Annotated in this window: 20 protein-coding genes; 10 read left to right on the top strand and 10 right to left on the bottom strand. The window is 68.1% G+C overall.

Annotated elements, in window-relative coordinates; translation table 11 throughout:
* Window positions 1–23: 23 nt before the first annotated feature.
* On the bottom strand, window positions 24–602 hold the full coding sequence (locus AB0O65_RS00545) for a PadR family transcriptional regulator (RefSeq protein WP_191712298.1): 579 nt from the start codon (window positions 600–602) through the stop codon (window positions 24–26).
* 74 nt (window positions 603–676) lie between these two features.
* Window positions 677–1,492, bottom strand: a complete 816-nt coding sequence (locus AB0O65_RS00540) for an IclR family transcriptional regulator (RefSeq protein WP_363382140.1) — start codon at window positions 1,490–1,492, stop codon at window positions 677–679.
* 79 nt (window positions 1,493–1,571) lie between these two features.
* Between AB0O65_RS00540 and AB0O65_RS00535 the strand changes: the two genes are divergently transcribed.
* Together AB0O65_RS00535 and AB0O65_RS00530 are read left to right on the top strand one after the other, a co-directional pair.
* Entirely contained in the window at window positions 1,572–1,796 is a 225-nt protein-coding gene (locus AB0O65_RS00535) for a heme-binding protein (RefSeq protein ID WP_363382137.1), read from the top strand.
* The gene (locus AB0O65_RS00530; RefSeq protein ID WP_363382134.1) at window positions 1,793–3,970 is read left to right on the top strand and encodes a malate synthase G; all 2,178 of its coding nucleotides are present in this window, start codon (window positions 1,793–1,795) and stop codon (window positions 3,968–3,970) included. Before AB0O65_RS00535 ends, AB0O65_RS00530 begins: the two co-directional genes overlap by 4 nt.
* Before the next feature lie 109 nt (window positions 3,971–4,079).
* On the opposite strand, the gene AB0O65_RS00525 is transcribed toward AB0O65_RS00530, so the two are convergent.
* Window positions 4,080–5,198, bottom strand: coding sequence for a Fic family protein (locus AB0O65_RS00525; protein WP_191712302.1), 1,119 nt, complete (start codon window positions 5,196–5,198; stop codon window positions 4,080–4,082).
* A gap of 312 nt (window positions 5,199–5,510) precedes the next feature.
* Between AB0O65_RS00525 and AB0O65_RS00520 the strand changes: the two genes are divergently transcribed.
* From AB0O65_RS00520 to AB0O65_RS00505, 4 genes are all read left to right on the top strand, one after another.
* Window positions 5,511–7,085, top strand: coding sequence for an SDR family oxidoreductase (locus tag AB0O65_RS00520; RefSeq protein ID WP_363382131.1), 1,575 nt, complete (start codon window positions 5,511–5,513; stop codon window positions 7,083–7,085).
* 240 nt (window positions 7,086–7,325) lie between these two features.
* Entirely contained in the window at window positions 7,326–7,811 is a 486-nt protein-coding gene (locus AB0O65_RS00515; protein ID WP_363382128.1) for a DUF2975 domain-containing protein, read from the top strand.
* A complete protein-coding gene (locus tag AB0O65_RS00510; protein WP_313480275.1) occupies window positions 7,812–8,033 on the top strand; it encodes a helix-turn-helix transcriptional regulator in 222 nt (73 codons plus the stop codon). It begins immediately after the preceding gene.
* 123 nt (window positions 8,034–8,156) lie between these two features.
* A complete protein-coding gene (locus tag AB0O65_RS00505) occupies window positions 8,157–8,366 on the top strand; it encodes a hypothetical protein (protein ID WP_363382125.1) in 210 nt (69 codons plus the stop codon).
* A gap of 39 nt (window positions 8,367–8,405) precedes the next feature.
* Here AB0O65_RS00505 and AB0O65_RS00500 read toward each other — a convergent pair whose 3' ends face one another.
* Window positions 8,406–8,642: a DUF3072 domain-containing protein gene (locus tag AB0O65_RS00500; protein ID WP_071643336.1), complete on the bottom strand. Its 237-nt coding sequence runs from the start codon at window positions 8,640–8,642 to the stop codon at window positions 8,406–8,408.
* A gap of 95 nt (window positions 8,643–8,737) precedes the next feature.
* Between AB0O65_RS00500 and AB0O65_RS00495 the strand changes: the two genes are divergently transcribed.
* The gene (locus tag AB0O65_RS00495; protein WP_363382122.1) at window positions 8,738–9,112 is read left to right on the top strand and encodes a DUF4186 domain-containing protein; all 375 of its coding nucleotides are present in this window, start codon (window positions 8,738–8,740) and stop codon (window positions 9,110–9,112) included.
* A 139-nt stretch (window positions 9,113–9,251) separates the two neighbouring features.
* Window positions 9,252–10,748 (top strand): SulP family inorganic anion transporter, encoded by a 1,497-nt coding sequence (locus tag AB0O65_RS00490; RefSeq protein WP_363382119.1) that lies wholly within the window; start codon window positions 9,252–9,254, stop codon window positions 10,746–10,748.
* Window positions 10,749–10,914: 166 nt separating this feature from the next.
* Here the strand turns inward: AB0O65_RS00490 and AB0O65_RS00485 are convergent, their stop codons facing one another.
* The 6 genes from AB0O65_RS00485 to AB0O65_RS00460 form a co-directional block, all read right to left on the bottom strand.
* Window positions 10,915–12,258: a DUF222 domain-containing protein gene (locus tag AB0O65_RS00485; protein WP_363382117.1), complete on the bottom strand. Its 1,344-nt coding sequence runs from the start codon at window positions 12,256–12,258 to the stop codon at window positions 10,915–10,917.
* A gap of 114 nt (window positions 12,259–12,372) precedes the next feature.
* Window positions 12,373–13,677: a hypothetical protein gene (locus AB0O65_RS00480; RefSeq protein ID WP_363382114.1), complete on the bottom strand. Its 1,305-nt coding sequence runs from the start codon at window positions 13,675–13,677 to the stop codon at window positions 12,373–12,375.
* 113 nt (window positions 13,678–13,790) lie between these two features.
* On the bottom strand, window positions 13,791–14,162 hold the full coding sequence (locus tag AB0O65_RS00475) for a hypothetical protein (RefSeq protein ID WP_071643189.1): 372 nt from the start codon (window positions 14,160–14,162) through the stop codon (window positions 13,791–13,793).
* Between the two features lie 31 nt (window positions 14,163–14,193).
* Window positions 14,194–14,847, bottom strand: coding sequence for an NAD(P)H-hydrate epimerase (locus AB0O65_RS00470; RefSeq protein WP_363382111.1), 654 nt, complete (start codon window positions 14,845–14,847; stop codon window positions 14,194–14,196).
* Between the two features lie 4 nt (window positions 14,848–14,851).
* Window positions 14,852–14,977, bottom strand: coding sequence for a hypothetical protein (locus AB0O65_RS00465; RefSeq protein WP_313366225.1), 126 nt, complete (start codon window positions 14,975–14,977; stop codon window positions 14,852–14,854).
* 106 nt (window positions 14,978–15,083) lie between these two features.
* Window positions 15,084–15,215 carry a hypothetical protein gene (locus tag AB0O65_RS00460; RefSeq protein ID WP_363382108.1) on the bottom strand — a complete coding sequence of 44 codons (132 nt, stop codon included), beginning with the start codon at window positions 15,213–15,215 and terminating at the stop codon, window positions 15,084–15,086.
* Between the two features lie 587 nt (window positions 15,216–15,802).
* On the opposite strand from AB0O65_RS00460, the gene istA reads away from it, so the two are divergent.
* Entirely contained in the window at window positions 15,803–17,008 is a 1,206-nt protein-coding gene (istA, locus tag AB0O65_RS00455; RefSeq protein WP_363382105.1) for an IS21 family transposase, read from the top strand.
* Complete coding sequence (gene istB, locus AB0O65_RS00450; RefSeq protein ID WP_363382102.1) at window positions 17,008–17,802, top strand: IS21-like element helper ATPase IstB; 795 nt, start codon at window positions 17,008–17,010, stop codon at window positions 17,800–17,802. The genes istA and istB overlap by 1 nt, the downstream gene beginning before the upstream one ends.
* The last annotated feature ends 435 nt before the right edge of the window (window positions 17,803–18,237 follow it).

Raw genomic sequence — 18,237 nt, 5'->3', positions numbered from 1 at the left:
TGCCGAGACTCCTTCCCGCGAGATCACCCCTCGGCGAGGATCGCGTACAGCCTACGCCGGGCGTCTTCGAGGATCTCGACGCCCTCCTTCACCTGCTCGGGTGTGCCGGTGCGACCCAGCTGCGCGGCCGCGCTGGCGAGCTCCATCCCCGCCTTCGGCAGGCCGCCGAGGTGGCTCGACCCGCTGCCACCACGCTGACCCGCACCCTCCCAGGGGGCCGGCTTCGCGGCCAGCGCCTCGGATTCGGCGATCCCGGCGTCGGTGAGCGAGTAGGTCTTGCGACCGCCCTGCTCGTCGGCGCTGATGAGACCCTCGTCGGCGAGCAGCTGCAGGGTCGGGTAGACCGAGCCCGCGCTGGGCTTCCACGCCCCGCCCGAGCGCTCGCTGATCTCGCTGATGATCTGGTAGCCGTGCATCGGCCGCTCGGCGAGCAGCGAGATGACCGCCGCGCGCACGTCACCGCGCGCCATGCGCGAGCCGCCGGTGCGCTGCTCGAAGCCGCTGCGCAGCTGCTCGACGGCCTCCCACACGCCGGCGAGCGGATTGCCCGCACCGTTGCTCGAGCCGAAGTTGAACCCACTGGAGGGGAACGATCCGTTCATGATGACCTCCTGTTGCTGAACGATGCTTAACGATATGTCGTTGAGTGTCGTTCGGCAAGAGGTTGTTCACCCGATCAGACCTTGTCGGCTCCGACCCGCTCGGCCGCGAGCTCGGTGAGCTCCGCCGCGGCCTCGTGCAGCGCCCGCACGACCTCGACGACCGTCGCATCGGTGATCCGCGCGGCAGGACCCGAGACGGACACCGCGGCAGGCTGCCCGAGCCCCTGCACCGAGACGGCGATGCAGCGCACGCCGACCTCCTGCTCGCTGTCGTCGGCGGCGAACCCTCGCCCGCGCGCGCGGCGCAGGTCGGTGATGAACGCCTCTTCGTCGGTGATCGTCTGCGGCGTGAAGCGCGGCAGACCGGTGCGGGTGATCAGTGCGCGCACCTGCCGCTCGGGCATGGTCGACAGCATCGCCTTGCCGACGCCGGTCGAGTGCGGCAGCACGCGGCGACCGATCTCGGTGAACATGCGCATGCGCTGGCGCGACGCGACCTGCCCGGCGTACAGCACGAGGTCACCGTCGAGCACGGCGAAGTTCGCCGTCTCGTGGAACCGGTCCTCGAGCCGGCGCAGCAGCGGCTGGGCGGCATCGGCAAGCGGTGGCACGGCGTGCCTGCCGAGCGAGATCAGGCTCGCACCGAGCGCATAGCGGCGGTCTTCGAGCTGACGCACATAGCCGAGGTGGTGCAGCGTGCCGAGCAGCCGGTGCGCCGTCGGCACCGCGAGTCCGGTCCGGCCGGCGATGGATGCCAGCGACGCCTCCCCTCCGGATGCCGACAGCGCCTCCAGCAGCGAGAACGCACGCGCCACGGACTGCACCGTTCCGGCCGGGGCGGTGCCGCTCGACGGGGTGCGGGGTCCTGGGGTTGCAGCTGTTCCCTCCATGAGTTCCATCATATGAAATCGCCGCTCCGAAAGATGCACGGGTGCCTAATCTGGAACTGCACTTTTCGAGGGGAATGACATGACGACCACGCGCCGCGCCCTCATCCCCGACGCATTCGCCGTCGCGCTGCCGCTCGGCACGGGCGGCCTGCTGACGACGATCGACGGCGGCCTGCCCATCTACTTCGGCGATGAGCACGCCGGTGGCCTTGGGGTCGCCGGCGGCACTCCCGCGCAGGACGCGGAGATCGCCCTGGAGACCCTGCGCCGCATCGGCGCTCGAACAGAAGGAATGGAACTATGACCTCGCACCTCAGTCGCGCCGATCTCTCGGTCGCTGCTCCCATCGTCGAGTTCGCCGAGGCGGCGCTCGCCGAGAGCGGGCGCGACATCGACGAGTTCTGGGCCGGCGCCAGTGCGATCATCCACGAACTCGGCCCCCGCAATGCAGAGCTGCTGGCGAAGCGCGACGAGCTGCAGCAGAAGATCGACGAGTTCCACCGCGCCAACCCCGGCATGCCCGAGAAGGACGCGTACCGCGCGCTGCTCACCGACATCGGGTACCTGGTTCCTGAGCCCGCCGAAGTCACCGTCACCACCGAGAACGTCGACCCCGAGATCGCGACGATGGCCGGCCCCCAGCTGGTCGTGCCGCTGCTGAACGCCCGGTTCGCGATCAACGCCGCCAACGCCCGCTGGGGCTCGCTCTACGACGCGCTGTACGGCACCGACGCCATCGACCAGTCCGGCGACCTCGCGCCCGGCACCGAGTTCAACTTCACCCGCGCCGCCGCCGTCGTCGAGCGCGGCCGCGAGCTGCTCGACCAGATCGCCCCGCTCACCGAGGGCTCGCACCGCGACGCCACCGGGTACGCCGTCGACGCCGACGGCCTGATCGTGCGCACCGAGGGTGGCGACCGCCGACTGGCCGACTCGTCGGGATTCGTCGGCTACACCGGCGAGGCGGATGCCCCCACCACCGTGCTGCTCGTGCACCACGGCCTGCACGCCGAGATCGTCATCGACCGCTCGGGCCGCATCGGCGCGACGGATGCCGCCGGCGTGCAGGACATCATCCTGGAATCGGCGATCACGACGATTCTCGACCTGGAGGACTCGGTCGCCGCCGTCGACGGCGAGGACAAGGCGCTCGGCTACCGCAACTGGCGGGCGTTCATGGACGGCTCGATCAGCGAGGCGGTGACCAAGAACGGCCGCACCTTCACCCGCGTGCCCAACGCCGACCGGGTCTACACGACCGCTGACGGCGGCGAGATCACCCTGCCCGGTCGCGCGGTGCTGTTCATCCGCAACGTGGGGCACCTGATGCGCACCCCCGCCGTGCTCGATCGCAACGGCGAGGAGGTGTTCGAGGGCATCCTCGACGCCATCATGACGTCGCTCGGATCGCTGCCCGAGCTCGATGGCCCGAACAAGGGCACCAACTCGCGCACCGGGTCGATGTACGTCGTGAAGCCGAAGATGCACGGCCCCGAAGAGGTCGCGTTCGCCGCCGAGCTGTTCGGTCGCGCCGAGCAGCTGCTGGGTCTGCCTGCGCGCACCATGAAGATCGGCATCATGGACGAGGAGCGCCGTACGTCGGCGAACCTGAAGGCGGCCATCGCTGCCGCATCCGACCGCGTCGCCTTCATCAACACCGGATTCCTCGACCGCACCGGCGACGAGATCCACACCTCGCTGCACGCCGGCCCCTTCCTGCCGAAGGCGCTCATCAAGCAGCAGCCGTTCATGAAGGCGTACGAAGACCGCAACGTCTCGATCGGCCTGGAGTGCGGTCTCGACGGGCACGCGCAGATCGGCAAGGGGATGTGGGCAGAGCCCGACCTCATGCACGACATGCTCGAGAAGAAGATCGCGCACCCGCAGTCGGGGGCATCCACCGCCTGGGTGCCGTCGCCCACCGCCGGAACCCTGCACGCGCTGCACTACCACCAGGTCGACCCGATCGCCGTGCGGGCGACGCTCACCCCCACCGGTGAGGACGCGCTCGACGCGCTGCTGGTGCCGCCGCTGGCGGGTGAGGGCGACCTCACGCCCGAGGTCGTCGCGCAGGAGATCGACAACAACGTGCAGTCGATCCTCGGCTACGTCGTGCGCTGGATCGATCAGGGCATCGGCGTCTCGAAGGTGCCCGACATCCACGACGTGGGGCTGATGGAAGACCGCGCCACGCTGCGCATCTCGAGCCAGCTGCTCGCCAACTGGCTCACCCACGGTGTGATCACCGAAGCGCAGATCGACGACAGCCTGCGCCGCCTGGCCGTCGTCGTCGACGAGCAGAACGCCGGCGACCCGAACTACGAGAAGCTCGCCTTCGCCGAGGGCGAGCAGCCGGGCATCGCGTACACCGCGGCCCGTCGCCTGATCGTCGAGGGCGCCGCGCAGCCCAGCGGATACACCGAGCCGCTGCTGCACGGTCTGCGTCGCGAGAAGAAGGCCGAGCAGGCGCCGGCCTGAGGCCGGTTGGCTCTGGGGTGTGGATGCTGCGGCATCCGCCCCCTTTGTGTCGATTGAGTAGGCGAAGAGCTTCAGACGCGAGCGGATGAACACAACCGTCGCTCCCTGCTTAGAACAAGCGATCTGCGCTTGCGCTCGGTAGCGTCTCATCAGTTGACAGGATCTGCATGAAGCGCTGATTGATGAACAGCCGTTCGCGCCCGACGCGTAGGTCGACCAGAGCGCCAATCGCCTCCAGCGCGTTCAGCCAGTTCGTCGCGGTGGGACGCGAGACGCCGCACCGTCGGACGATGTCGTTGATACGGGCGTACGGGTTCTCGAACAACACATCCAGTAGATCTGCATTGCTCCCGGCCGTGGTTTGCTCACGAATCTCCGTTCGCATGACGTTCTGCAGCGCCTGGATTCGGTCGATCTTCGACAACGTCTGCAACGCCGTCTCTTCGATGCCCCGCAGTACGAAGAGAATCCACTCTTCCCATGCGGCGTCTGCCGTCACCCCCAGCAGGAGGCGGTAGTAAGCACTCTTGTTCCGGATGATGAACCGCGAGAGATAGAGGATCGGCTCGCGTAGAAGATCAGCCTCGACGAGTTGCAGCACATTGAGAATGCGCCCTGTGCGCCCATTGCCGTCCGCGAAAGGGTGGATCGCCTCGAACTGGTAATGGGTGATCGCCATAACCACGAGCGGGTCGATGTCTGCTGTGGTGTGCACGAAGTCGACCCAGTTGTCGAGCTTGCGAAGGATCACGCTCTCGCCGGTAGGTGGAGTGTAGATCGCGCTGCGTGTGTTGGGGTCGCCGATGTATGTACCGGGCAGATCGCGCACACGCATATCGCGACGGTGGATGTTGGTGCACACCTCGATCGCCGTGTTGATCGACAGCGGACGCTTTCGGATCGCTTCCAACCCGCCGAAGAGCGCAGTGCGATAGCGCAACGTCTCCTTGGTCTCTGCTGAAGCCGAGTCCGTTGCCTCCTGAGCGAATCGGAACAACTCGTCTGTCGTCGTGACGATGTTCTCGATCTCAGAACTGGCCTGCGCTTCGAGAAGCGAGATCGAATTCACCAGCACCATGGGGTTCGGCATCCGCTTGGTTGCCTCGTCCATGGCTGCCAAGGCAGCGCGAGCGCGCGTGGTTGCCTTGAGCACCGGCCTTGTCTCGAAGTCGACGCGGGGAGGCAAGAGCGGCAACTCGTTGTACGGAGCGTCGGGTTTCCACGGCATGTGTCAAAGATAGTGACAGATCTCAGTTACGTGCAAAAAATCGGGCCGATTCTTTACACGTCTAACGGATGTGTGATGTCGCTTTACACGTGCTGGAGGCGTGGCGAACCGGCATGCAAGATCGCCTGCGAGCGAGCCGCGCGGAGGTAGGCGACCGCGCCAGCGTCGGAGATTCGCGGCCGGGTTCGGCCTGCCTCGGGTCGTTCGCCTACCTCGGATGAGCGGCGAGCGCCTCGGCCGGCGGGATGGCAGACGCGGACGCCGCCGTCAACCCGTGCCCCGCGCCATGGCATCCGCCCGTACTCTCTTCTCATGAGCGAGCTCACCACCCCGACGGGGCGCGAACCGGCGCTGCGCGCCATCCCCCGTGACGACGGATCGGCGCCCCGTGTGCTGGTCTTCGGCGCCACCGGATACATCGGCGGGCGCCTCACCCCGCGACTGCTGAACGCCGGGTACCGCGTGCGAGTGCTGGCGCGCGATGCCACGCGCGCTGAGTCGTTCGGCTGGGGTCGCGACGTCGAGATCGTCGAGGGTGAGGCGCAGGATCGCGATGCCGTGGCCGAGGCCATGCGCGATGTCGACGTCGTCTACTACCTGGTGCACTCGATGACCGGCGGCAAGGACTTCGAAGAAAAGGACACCGCGGCGGCGGAAGCGGTGGCGGATGCCGCGGCCGCGGCCGGCGCGAGCCGGATCGTGTACCTCGGCGGGCTGCATCCGGACGATGCCGAACTGTCGCCGCACCTGCGCTCGCGGGTGCGGGTCGGCGAGATCTTCCTCGAGTCGGGTGTGCCGACGCTGGTGCTGCAGGCGGGCGTGGTGATCGGAGCGGGATCGGCGTCGTTCGAGATGATCCGGCACCTGACCGACGTGCTGCCGTACATGCCCGCGCCGAAGTGGGTGCGCAACCGCATCCAGCCGATCGCGATCCGCGATGTCCTGCACTACCTGCTGGGTGCGGCGCGCGTCGACGCGTCGGTGAACACGGCGGCCGACGTCGGCGGCCCCGACGTGCTGCGCTACGGACAGATGATGAACGGCTACGCCCTCGAGGCGGGGCTGCGACAGCGGGCGATCGCGTCGCTGCCGGTGCTGACTCCGCGGCTGGCATCGCACTGGGTCAACCTCGTCACACCGGTGCCGCGATCGATCGCGCGACCGCTGGTCGAATCGCTGCAGAACGAGTGCGTGATGAAGAACCACGCCATCGACGAGCTGATCCCCCGGCCCGAGGGCGGCCTCACCCCGTATCGACGGGCGGTGGCGATGGCGCTGGGCCGGGTGGATGCCGACGGCGTCGAGACCAGCTGGCAGGATGCCGAGGTCTCGGGCGCGCCGAGCGACCCCCTGCCCAGCGACCCGGATTGGGCAGGCCGCACGGTGTTCACCGATGAGAGATCCGTGCACACCACCGCGCCGGTAGCCGAAGTGTGGCGCGTGATCACGGGGATCGGCGGCGAGAACGGCTGGTACTCGTCGCGGTTCCTCTGGGCCGTGCGCGGGGTCATGGATCGCGTGATCGGCGGGGTGGGCCTGCGGCGGGGTCGGCGCAGCCGCTCGACTCTGCGTCCGGGTGACGCGGTCGACTTCTGGCGCGTCGAGGCGGTGGAGGAGCCGCTCGTGCTCGAGTCGGGCGACGGCTCGCGGGGCGGTCTGCTGCGGTTGCGAGCCGAGATGATCGTGCCGGGTTCGGCTTGGCTCGAGCTGCGGGCTGTTCCGGATGCCGACGGCACCCGCTACGAGCAGCGCGCGGTGTTCTTCCCGCGAGGCTTGCTCGGCCGGCTGTACTGGCTGGCGGTGCTGCCGTTCCACGGCTTCATCTTCACGGGCATGGCCGCCCGCATCACGGCGGAGGCCGAGGGCGGGGTGGCGGCCGCACGCTGACGCGCGGGGGGGTGACGCGCGTCAGCGGTGACGCGCGTCGGCGGCCGGAGACACGCCTCACGCGAGCGTAGGCGAACGCGCGGGCGCAGGAGATTTCGGGCGAGATTCATCCTCCCTCGCGTTGTTCGCCTGCGCCGGCGCGGGCTCGCCGACGGGTCGGCGCCCTTGTATTCCGCGCCCCTGGCGCAACCGAACGATTAACGATAGATTCCCATCGTTAATCAACGAGAGGCGTCCGCTATGAACACCGGCACCATCCTTCTGCTGAAAGTCGTGATCGCGCTCGCGCTCGCCGGCTCACTGGTCGTCCAGGTGATGATCGTGCCAGCCGTCTGGCGCGACCTCGAGGGAGAGGAACTGTGGGGACGCATCGCCCTGGTGTCGATCGCGACGCTCGGCACCCTGACCATGCAGGTGTTCGCGGTGTGCGTCTGGATGCTGCTGACCCGCGTGCGCCGCGGCTCGATCTTCCAGGTCTCGTCGTTCCGGTACGTCGATGTGATCGTCGGCACGATCTCGGCCGCCGCCGTATTGGCGTTCGCGCTGGCCGCGCTGCTGGCGCCGGGCGAGGTCGCCCCGGGGATGGTCGGGCTGATCGCCGGCGCCGGGCTGGTGCTCGCCGGGTTCGCCCTGCTTGTGATCGTGATGAAAGCGCTGCTGCGCCAGGCGATCGAGCGCGAAGATGAGGCGCGCACGCTGCGCGATGAGCTGGGCGAGGTGATCTGAATGGCGGTGATCGTCGACATCGACGTGATGCTCGCCCGCCGCAAGATGGGCGTCGGCGAGCTCGCCGAGCGCATCGGCATCACCCCGACCAACCTCGCGGTGCTGAAGAACGGGCGGGCGAAGGCGGTGCGCTTCACCACACTGGATGCCCTGTGCCAGGCCCTCGACTGTCAACCCGGAGACCTGCTGCGCTGGGAGCCGGATGAGGGGTCGGATTCCTGACGGAGCCGCGGCCGCTCCTGCGCCCGCCCGGAACGGCTTGCGGGCGGAGGGGGTCTGTCAACGGGCATCCGTCGCCGTTCGCCGGATGCCACGCTGGGCCTTCATCGACCGACAGGAGCCACGATGTCCGATCCCACGCCGTTCCCGACCGACCCGATGAAGGCCGAGGGCACCGACCCCGACATGAGCAAGGATGACGACTCGCGGGAGTCGTCCGACGCCGCCGCTGAAGATCACCCCGATGACCGCGCGCCGACGCACGACGAGCAGATGCAGGATCGCGCGGCGGCGCAGCAGCAGGACTTCGGCGAGAAGTACACGAACATCGACTGATGGCCGCGTCGCCGGCGCACAGATGGTGCGCCGGCGTCCTCACGACGTGCCGCGGCCCGACTTCTGCTGCAGCCGTTCGATCTGCTCGGATGCCTGGGCCTTATTGAGGTCACCCGGCAGCTCCTCGCCGGCCTCGCGAGCGAGGGTGTCGAGGTAGCTCCGCTGGGGCGCGGTCATCGGCTCATCGCCCGTGACCCAGTCGGACGGATCCTTCGCGGCGGGGTTCTGCGGGTCTTCGGCGCCGAGGGTCTCTTCGGAATCATGTGTATCGGACATGCGGGAAGCGTACGCCGGGCCGGCCAGACCGCGCGCGGGATTGACAATCGCGGCGGTGATGGCCAATGTCGGCGCCTGTCGTCACAATGTCTGCAATGAGTGATGATCTGGATGACCGGCTGCGCCGGATCGGGCAGCATCCGTTCCGGGCGCGATTCCACCTGCACGGACGCGACCGTGCGATCGTCGATCTGCGCGGCATCGAGACCGTCCGTCGTCACGCCCGCGAGATCGTCGATCAGCGGCTGGCGCCGGCCGAGCCGCGCAACGACGGCAAGCAGACGCCGTACCGCGGGCATCCGGTCTTCGTCGCACAGCACGCGACCGCCACCTGCTGCCGCACCTGCCTGTCGCGCTGGCACGGCATCCACAAGGGGCACGCGCTCACCGACGGCGAGCGCGAGTACGTCGTCGAGGCGATCAGCCGGTGGATCGTGGCGGAGTACCTGCCGAATATGCCGCCGGCGTGATGCCCTCCGCTCAGCGTCTCGACCTGCGCTGCCGGCCAGCGCGCCTGCACACCTCCCGACTCCGAGATCGCCGATCCCCGGCATCCGCTCTACTCTTGAACGTCTGCCTCACCCCTGCGAGGCGTCTTCAGGAGCACTCATGTCCACCGCATCCGTTGATGATCCCGCCCGCTACCGGCCGAACCCGTCGGTGCTGACCGCGCTGAAGAGCCCGCGGATGCTGACCCGCGAGGTGCTCGCGGGTCTCGTGGTCGGGCTGGCGCTGATCCCGGAGGCGATCGCGTTCTCGGTGATAGCCGGGGTCGACCCGAAGGTGGGACTGTTCTCGTCGTTCATCATGGCGGTGTCGATCGCGTTCCTCGGCGGTCGGCCCGCGATGGTGACCGCCGCGACCGGGGCCGTGGCGCTGGTCATCGCACCGGTCGCGCCGACGTACGGCATCGACTACTTCATCGCCACGGTGATCCTCGCCGGTGTGTTCCAGGTGATCCTCGGGGTGCTGGGGGTGGCGAAGCTGATGCGGTTCATCCCGCGCAGCGTGATGGTCGGGTTCGTGAACTCGCTGGCGATCTTCGTGTTCAGCTCGCAGTTCCCGCAGCTGATCGACGTGCCGTGGCTGGTGTATCCGCTGGTCGCGCTGGGCATCGCGGTGATGATCGTGATGCCGCGCATCACCAGGGTGATCCCCGCGCCGCTGGTCTCGGTGGTGATCGTGACCGGCGTCGTGCTCGCGTTCGCGATCTCCGTGCCGACCGTGGGCGATCAGGGCGAGCTGCCGCGCAGCCTGCCGTCGCTGTTCATCCCGAACGTGCCGCTGACCTGGGAGACGTTCACGATCATCGCGCCCTACGCGCTCGCCGTCGCGCTGGTCGGGCTGATGGAGTCGCTGCTCACCGCGAAGCTGGTCGACGAGATCACCGACACCCACTCCCGCAAGGGTCGCGAGGCGTGGGCGCAGGGAGTGGCGAACATCCTGTCGGGCGCCTTCGGCGGCATGGGCGGATGCGCGGTGATCGGCCAGACGATGATCAACGTGAAGGAGTCGGGCGCGCGCACCCGCATCTCGACGTTCTGCGCCGGCGTCTTCCTGTTCCTGCTCGTGGTCGTGTTCGGCGATTTCGTCGCGACGATCCCGATGGCGGCGCTGGTCGCGGTGATGATCATGGTCGCGATCGGCGCGTTCGACTGGCACAGCGTGCGTCCGTCGACGCTGAAGCGGATGCCGAAGAGCGAAACCTTCGTGATGGTCTCCACCGTCGTGCTCGTGCTGCTCACCCACAACCTCGCAGTCGGCGTCGTGGGCGGGGTGCTGGTCGCGTCGGTGCTGTTCGTGCGGCGGGTGGCGCATCTGGTCGATGTCACCCGCGTGGTCTCGGATGGCGTGGCGACATACATCGTGACCGGCGAGCTGTTCTTCGCCTCGAGCAACGATCTGACGACGCTGTTCTCGTACTCTTCCGATCCCGTCCGGGTCGTCATCGACCTGTCGGGCTCCCACGTGTGGGACGCGTCGACCGTCGCGGCGCTGGATGCCATCGAGACGAAGTACGCCGCGTACGGGAAGTCGGTGGAGATCGTGGGGATGAACGACGCGAGCGGGGTGTTTCACGGGCGCTTGAGCGGCGGGTTCGAGTAGGGAAGAACTCACGCCTGCACGAACGCCACCGCCCGCGCCGTCGCCCTGCAACGCCTGGCCCCTCCTGACGCGCTGAGCGTGCCGAAGTACCCCTAGCCCCACATGCGGCAGGCACCACAGGTAGCGGATGCGCCGTGACCGCGCGGACGATCACCGACGCGTTGGATCAGGCTGCGATGTCGAATCGTGCTCGGCCACCCCGACGCGGCGCGCGGGCAGGGTCGACGTGTGGTGGTGGCACGAACCAGACAGTGTTGCCGTGTCCGGGTGGGTCGATGCGGATGTCCCACCCGTTGTCATGTATCCGGTGGTGACAGGTCTCGCAGAGCAGGACCCCGTTCGCGAGATCGGTAGGTCCGGCGTCGCGTAACCACCATCGAATGTGATGCGCCTTGGCCATGCCGGGTGGCAGGCCGCACATGGCGCATCCGCCGTCGCGTTCGGCGAGAGCGAGTCGCTGCGCCGGGGTGAACAGTCGACGGCGGCGCCCCCAATCGAGCACTTCGCTGTCTCCGCCGAGCACGCACGGGATGATCCCGCCGTCGGCGGCCATCCGGCGGGCGGCACTGATGCTGATCGGCTGGTCGATCCCGTCGATCGTCGCCGACCCGGTGCCCGCCTGGAGATCCTGCAAGGTCATCCGCACCACCACGGTCGCTCCTGCGAGCGCGGGCGTCTGCGCGGTGCAGCCGAGCATGTGCGATCCGAACAGGCTCAGGGCGTCGGCCTGCAGCATCGGGACGGTGCGGCGATCGGCATCCGGGGCATCGGGATCCGGCGCGTCTTGTCGAGCCGCGAATGCGGCGGTGACGTACCCGCGGATCGCGGTGATCACCGGGGCGGCACTCTCGGGGTCGAGCAGCGCGTTCAGGTGAACCATCCCGTCACGCTCGAACATCGTCAGTGACCGCTTGGCGCGCTGCTCTTCCGCGCGCGGCTCCACTCCATCCGGGTCCAGCCACGCCTCGGCACGGACGGTCAGCTTGCGCACGTCGTCCAAGGACAGCCCGACCGCGGCCTCGGTGAGGATCCGCTCGCCCTCGCTCGTCCGCTCAGGCCCTGCAGCGATACGGCACCGATCGAGCAGGCTGATGATGAGCCCGGCCACCTGCGAACTGACTGCACCGTCAGACAGGGCTTCCCGCACCAGCGGATAGCGCGCGGGAAGCCGATCACCGAGCAGATCCGCCCGCGGAGCCGTCGCCTCCCCAACCTTGATGAGTCGAATCGCATCCCCCGTCGAGACGCCGGTGGTCGCGGCGATGAGTTTCGCCGGCGTGCGGTACCCCTGCTGCTTGGCCAGGCTGCCTGCTCCGAGCTCAGGACGCGACTCGCGAGAGATCCCCGCGGCGACGTCGGCGTGCACGGCATCCAATCGACGCTTCACCATCCCGATAGCGCTGTCGATGGCGATCAACTGCTCACGGGTCAGATCCGTGGCATCTTCCGCATCGCCCCACGATCGATCGAGCGACGACATCGCTTCGATCAACGGCGTGAGCTTCGACATGCGTCAATAGTACTTCTGTTCGATCAAGAGATCAAGCGTTTACCGAAACTTTGTTCGGATATCTGCGAGCCGCTCTCGTCGGGCGCGGTGCTCAAGAGTCCCCGCACCCAACGCTCAGCCACGCTGCAAGGCGAGACGCGCCACCGCCCGGATGTGCGGCGTCACCAGGCCGAAGGCGCCGGGAGCCGACAGTGCGAGCAGTCCGTCGGTGAGCTCGCGAAGCACCCCATCTGCTTCGCCCCGATCGAACCCCGCGCGGGAACGGACGGTGTCGTACCAGTCGCCGAACTCGTCGTATCTTCTCGCGTCACGCGCCGCGTGCGCCTTCTCGAGGTAGCCGGCCAGCTGGTCGTACGACGTGGCCGATCCATCGGCGAGTGCGAGCAGAGCCGCGGCGCGAGAGAAGCGGCTCGTGTCGAACGAGCCCCAGTACCCTCGCGTCCCGCCCGCGATCGCGCTGACGACCCGCGGGAAGGCCTTGACGGGATCAGCCATCAGCTGCTTCCCGAGTGCGGTGACCACGACGTGTCCTTTCAGCCGCCGGATGAGCCCCGCACGCCGTGCGAACGAGCTGAGCAGATCCGCCGCATCATCGGCATCCCACTCGACGCTGGCGACGACCGTGTCGACGACGCTGGTCGGCAGCCACCCGCTGGTGGCGTCCTGGTCGGCGCCGTCGGGCCCGACTGCGTCGATCAGGGCGCGCAGCGCGTGGGTCGCCTGGCGCACCGTGTCGATGCCCAGCCGGTTGGCGTCGAGCAGGTCGGTGGCGTTCAGATGAGCCCGAAGGGCGAGCCGCCGCACCGGCGTCAGCGGTGCGAGCAGATCAGCGATCAGCGAGCCCGCGGAGGTGTCGTCGGGAATGGTGCGCAGAGACTCCGAGCGGACGAACGGCACGACGATGCCGAAGCGACGGACGAGCTCGCGGTTGGCTTGATCCAGATCCAGCGGCTGCGCGCTCGTCTGCCAGTCCCTCGAGGGCCGCAGCGAGCTGTCGACGCCGGCACCCACGATCGACACGCTCGCGTCTCCCGCCTGCCGACCGGACGCGCGCTCAACGGTGATGTCGAGTTCGAACGGAAACGACGGCACTCGCACCGCTGCCTCGGCGAGTGCGGCTGGATCATCGCCGAAGAAGTCATCACCCGCGTAACGCACGGCACGGGCCGCGAACGGCGCGGACCACTCGTCTCGAACCACCCAGCTCTCGCCACAGTAGACGTGCGGGTGGCGATACCTGAGTGCGGCGACCTCCTCGTCGCACGCTTCGATACCGACACTGAGCAGGTAGGCCTCCCACAGCCATGTCTCAGGCGAGTGCTTCGGAAGCTCGATCGTCCTGTCCCACTCGGGGTGACCCGCCACCGACACCTCGATGCGCACGGCCGATGGAACGACCAGGTGCTCGCGATAGTTCATGCAGGCGACGATAGGCATCCGCCCCGACGCTCACCGCTCCGCATCCCGGCACCTGTGGAGTACCTCTCAGCATCGGCCATTGTGCAGAATGACCGGCCTCGATGCGAGAGCCGTCAGCGCGCCTGATACTCGGCGCGCAGCGCCTCGCGGTTCGGGCGGGCCCCCTGCTCCAGACGAGCGAACAGCCATACCGGGTCGATCTGCAGGAAGTAGCGGAACAGGATCGTCACCGACTTCTGCGTCACCCGGCGGTCGGCGATCAGCAGCTGCACCCCGTGATCGACCGACCACACCGCGGCGGTCACACCATCGACTTTCACCACCCACGACCAACCGGCCACGCGCACATCCGGCGACACCTGCTCGATGACAGCGCTGAGCCGCGCACCCCGCCGCACGCGCACCACCGCGGCATGCGAGACGACATCGTCGCCGGCGGCGACGCTCTCACGATCGACATGCACCTCGACAGATGAACCGAGCACGGCCTCGAGCCTAATTCGCGGCGCGCACGGTTCACCCGGCGCGCCTCTCCGTCACGGTCGCCTGGCCCACGGCATCCGCCGGGTCGAGCGTCAGCCCGATGTCGACCAGCACGATCCGCCCGCTCAGCCGCGGGCCCTCGCCGCGGGCGAGGCCGGCCTTGACCGCGCCGAACGTGACCGTCGTCGCCGCGGCGAGCACGGCGTCGTCGGCAGCGCCGGTGTCGGCGTCGAGTCCGCTGGGCAGGTCGACGGCGATGACGACGGCGGATGCCGACAGCAGCGCGGTCACCGCGTCGCGGCCCTGCCCGCGCAGGGCACCGTGCGCGCCGATGCCGAGGATGCCGTCGACGATCACGTCGTAGGCGGCCGGGTCGAGATCGGCGAGGCGGATGCTGCGCGCGCCGGCGTCCATCGCGGCTTGCAGCGCCTTCTCGTGCACGCGGTCGGAGGTGCGCAGCATGTCGACGGGAATCCCGCGTGCGGCGATGTCGGCGGCGGCGAACAGCGCGTCGCCGCCGTTGTCGCCGGAGCCGGCGAGCACCAGCACGCGCTCGGGGTTGTGCTCAGCGATGACCTCGGCGAGCGCGGTCGCGGCACGACGCATGAGTGGCACGCCCGCGGCGAGCAGCGGTGCCTCCGCCGCCCGCACCTGCGCGGCGGTGAAGGTGGGGACGGTGGGCGACATGCGCTTACGATGCCGTACCGTCGGCCTCGGACTCCAGGTCTCTGAGCCGGCGGAGCTTCGCCCAGGGGTAGAAGGCGATCCACATGACCGACGCGATCGAACCGCCCATGATCATCGACGCGATATCCATGACCGCGACTGTACGCGGGAGCCGGGCGGTGGGGATCCCCCGCGAGGGGGACAACGAACGCTTCCTCCCGATCACTGCTGCCTCCGCATCTGCGGAGCGCGAAATCTCAGGTCAGCCGTTCGAACATCATCGTCGCCTGGATGCGATCGCCCCCGCCGAAGCCGGCGCTGCCCGACGAGGAGGTGGTGATCGTGGGCAGTCGGTATCCGAGAGCGGCCCGCTTGTTCGGGAGGGGCACGCAAGACGCAGCGCGGTGGTGCCACCCCGGTAGATCGTTGTCATTCCGCGACTTCGAATGCCGCAGGCGAACGCTAGTATCTGGATTAGTTGCTCCGCACGGACGACAGGAACTCCCCGGGTTCCGAGTCTCACGCCCAACCGCTCCTGGGCGGTACTCGCCGTGCAGTAGAGCACTCCTGCGGCAAGCCGCTGTCTGTCTAGGACACGAGGCGACACTGAACCACTGCCAAATCGCGGTGGTGATCGCGAACGATTCGATCTCGCTTCAACGCAAACTCACTCTTGTGAGTCACGACAAGGCGGAGCCCCTGAGCTGGAATAAGTTCGGCTTTGCGTTCGTCGTATAGTCGGCGCTGCTCCCCTCGAGGAATGCCCGATACCGTCGCACGCCGGTCGAAGAGGGGCACCGACTCGGTGTGCTGCTTCTCCTGAAACTCGACGACGAGCTGAAGCGAGGGCCAGTATCCATCCACTGGGAGCTGAACCGCGCGACCTGAACGCGGCGACACGTCGCCCCGAATGTCGGCGGCGCTCGAAAACTGGACAGTAGCGGCGCTTGAAAAGTGAACACTCGACGATTGGAGTGTGATCACTTTGGAGGACTGGGCACTGATTCGCCGGCTTGCCGGGGAGGGTGTGGCGAAAGCGCAGATCGCGACGAGGTTGGGGATCTCGCGGACGACGGTGTATGCCGCGTTGGCGTCGGATTCCCCGCCGAAGTATGAGCGGATGGCGGCGGTGACGTCGTTCACGCCGTTCGAAGCGCGGGTGAAGGAGCTCTTGCGGGAGACGCCGGAGATGCCGGCGACGGTGCTGGCCGAGCGGGTGGGCTGGTCGGGCTCGATCCGCTGGTTCCGTGACAACGTGAAACGGTTGCGGCCCGAGCAGCGGCGCATCGATCCCGCGGACCGGTTGATCTGGGAACCGGGAGATGCGGCGCAGTGGGATCTCTGGTTCCAGCCGAGGAAGATCCCGCTCGAGGACGGGACGGCGAAGCTGTTGCCGGTGCTGGTGATCACGCCCGCGCACTCCCGGTTCATCGTCGGGCGGATGATCCCGACCCGCAAGACGGAGGATCTGCTGCTGGGGTCCTGGGAGCTGTTGCAGCAGATCGGCGCAGTCCCGCGGAGGTTCATCTGGGACAACGAACCCGGGATCGGGCGCGGACCACGGCGGGCGGAAGGGGTCGCGTCGTTCATGGGAACGTTAGCGGCGAAGTTGGTGCTGTTGCCTCCCCGGGATCCGGAGTCCAAGGGAATCGTCGAGCGGCGCAACGGCTGGTTCGAGACCTCGTTCATGCCGGGCCGCTCGTTCGCATCTCCGGGAGACTTCAACGAGCAGTTCACCGACTGGTTGCAGATCGCCAACGCGCGCACGGTCCGCACCTTGCAGGCGTCGCCGGAGCAGCGCATCAACGCGGACCGGGCTGCGATGCTGCCGCTGCCACCGGTCCCGTTGCACCTGGGCTGGCGCAACAGGATTCGGCTAGGGCGGGACTACTACGTCCGCGTCGACACGAACGACTACTCCGTCGACCCCCGCGCCGTCGGCCGGCTCGTCGATGTCTCCGCTGAACTGGACCGCGTCAGGGTCAGGGCCGATGGACGCCTGGTCGCCGAGCACACGCGGGTTTGGGCGCGCGGGATGACGATCACCGACCCCGCACACCTGCAGACCGCGAAGACGCTGCGAGAGCAGTTCCGCGCGCCGCGACCGGTCGCCGCCGGTGATGATCTCGTCCGTGATCTTGCCGACTATGACCGGGCCTTCGGCATCGGAGGCGGGTTCTGATGGCGACCACGCAGACCGAGACGGCCAAGCAGCTCACCTACCTCGCCGGCTCACTGAAGGCGCCGCGCATCCTCGAAGCCGCAGGCCGGCTCGCGGAACAGGCCCGGGCCGCGGGCTGGTCTTTCGAGGACTACCTCGCCGCGGTGCTGGAACGCGAAGTGAGTGCCCGCAACGCCTCCGGTGCTCGGTTGCGGATCCGCGCGGCCGGGTTCCCCGCGGTCAAGACCATCGAGGACTTCGACTGGGACCAGCAGTCCGCCGTCCGACAGCAGGTCGCGAGCCTGACCTCCGGGGCGTTCCTCCTCGAGGCCCGCAACGTGGTTCTCCTCGGACCTCCCGGCACCGGGAAGACGCACCTGGCCACCGCGCTGGGCGTCATCGCCGCGCACCAAGGCCACCGGGTCCTGTTCGCCACCGCCACCGAATGGGTCACCCGCCTGTCCGACGCCCACCGCCAAGGCCGGCTCCCGCAGGAACTGGCCCGGCTGCGCCGCTACGGGCTGATCATCGTCGACGAGGTCGGCTACCTACCGTTCGAGCAGGACTCCGCGAACCTGTTCTTCCAGCTCGTGTCATCCCGCTACGAACACGCCTCCCTCGTGCTCACCTCAAACCTGCCGTTCTCCGGCTGGGGCACAGTGTTCGGCGACCAAGTCGTCGCCGCAGCGATGATCGACCGCATCGTTCACCACGCCGAAGTGATCACCCTCAAAGGCGCCAGCTACCGGCTCCGAGGCCGAGGCATCGACAGCCTCCCCAGCACCCGGACCGACATCACCAACCCAGCTGACTAGACTGCCGACAACCGTTCACAATTCGAACGCCGAAACCGTTCAGAATTCGAGCGCCGCCGACACCGAAGCCAGTCGGCTCGTGCTGGTCGTTGAGCTGCGAGCCCCAGCACTTCGTCACACAGATCGAGGACGTAATGCTCGTCGGTCGCAGTCCGCTTCGCCACAATAGCCCTGCAAGTCCAACGCTCAGCGGAACAGGCATGGAGGGTGACCGCTCCCACAGAGCCGTCGGTCACCTGGTGGAGTGGTCATGACGGCGCATCTCCGCTGCTATCCCCTCCACCATGCACGCGCCAGCAAATCCTTTGCCGTTGGCGGGGTCGAGAAACTCGAAGAGAGGCACGAGCTTGTCGACTGGAGCGCCTGACACGGCGTCTAGCTCGGCTTGCTTTTCCTGAGAATCGGGACGTGCGTGTCAGCAGGTAGGGGCAAGCT

It is taken from the genome of Microbacterium sp. NPDC077391 (assembly GCF_040686955.1).
Classification (GTDB): Bacteria; Actinomycetota; Actinomycetes; order Actinomycetales; family Microbacteriaceae; genus Microbacterium; species Microbacterium commune.
This window is presented reverse-complemented; position numbering and strand designations above follow the sequence as displayed.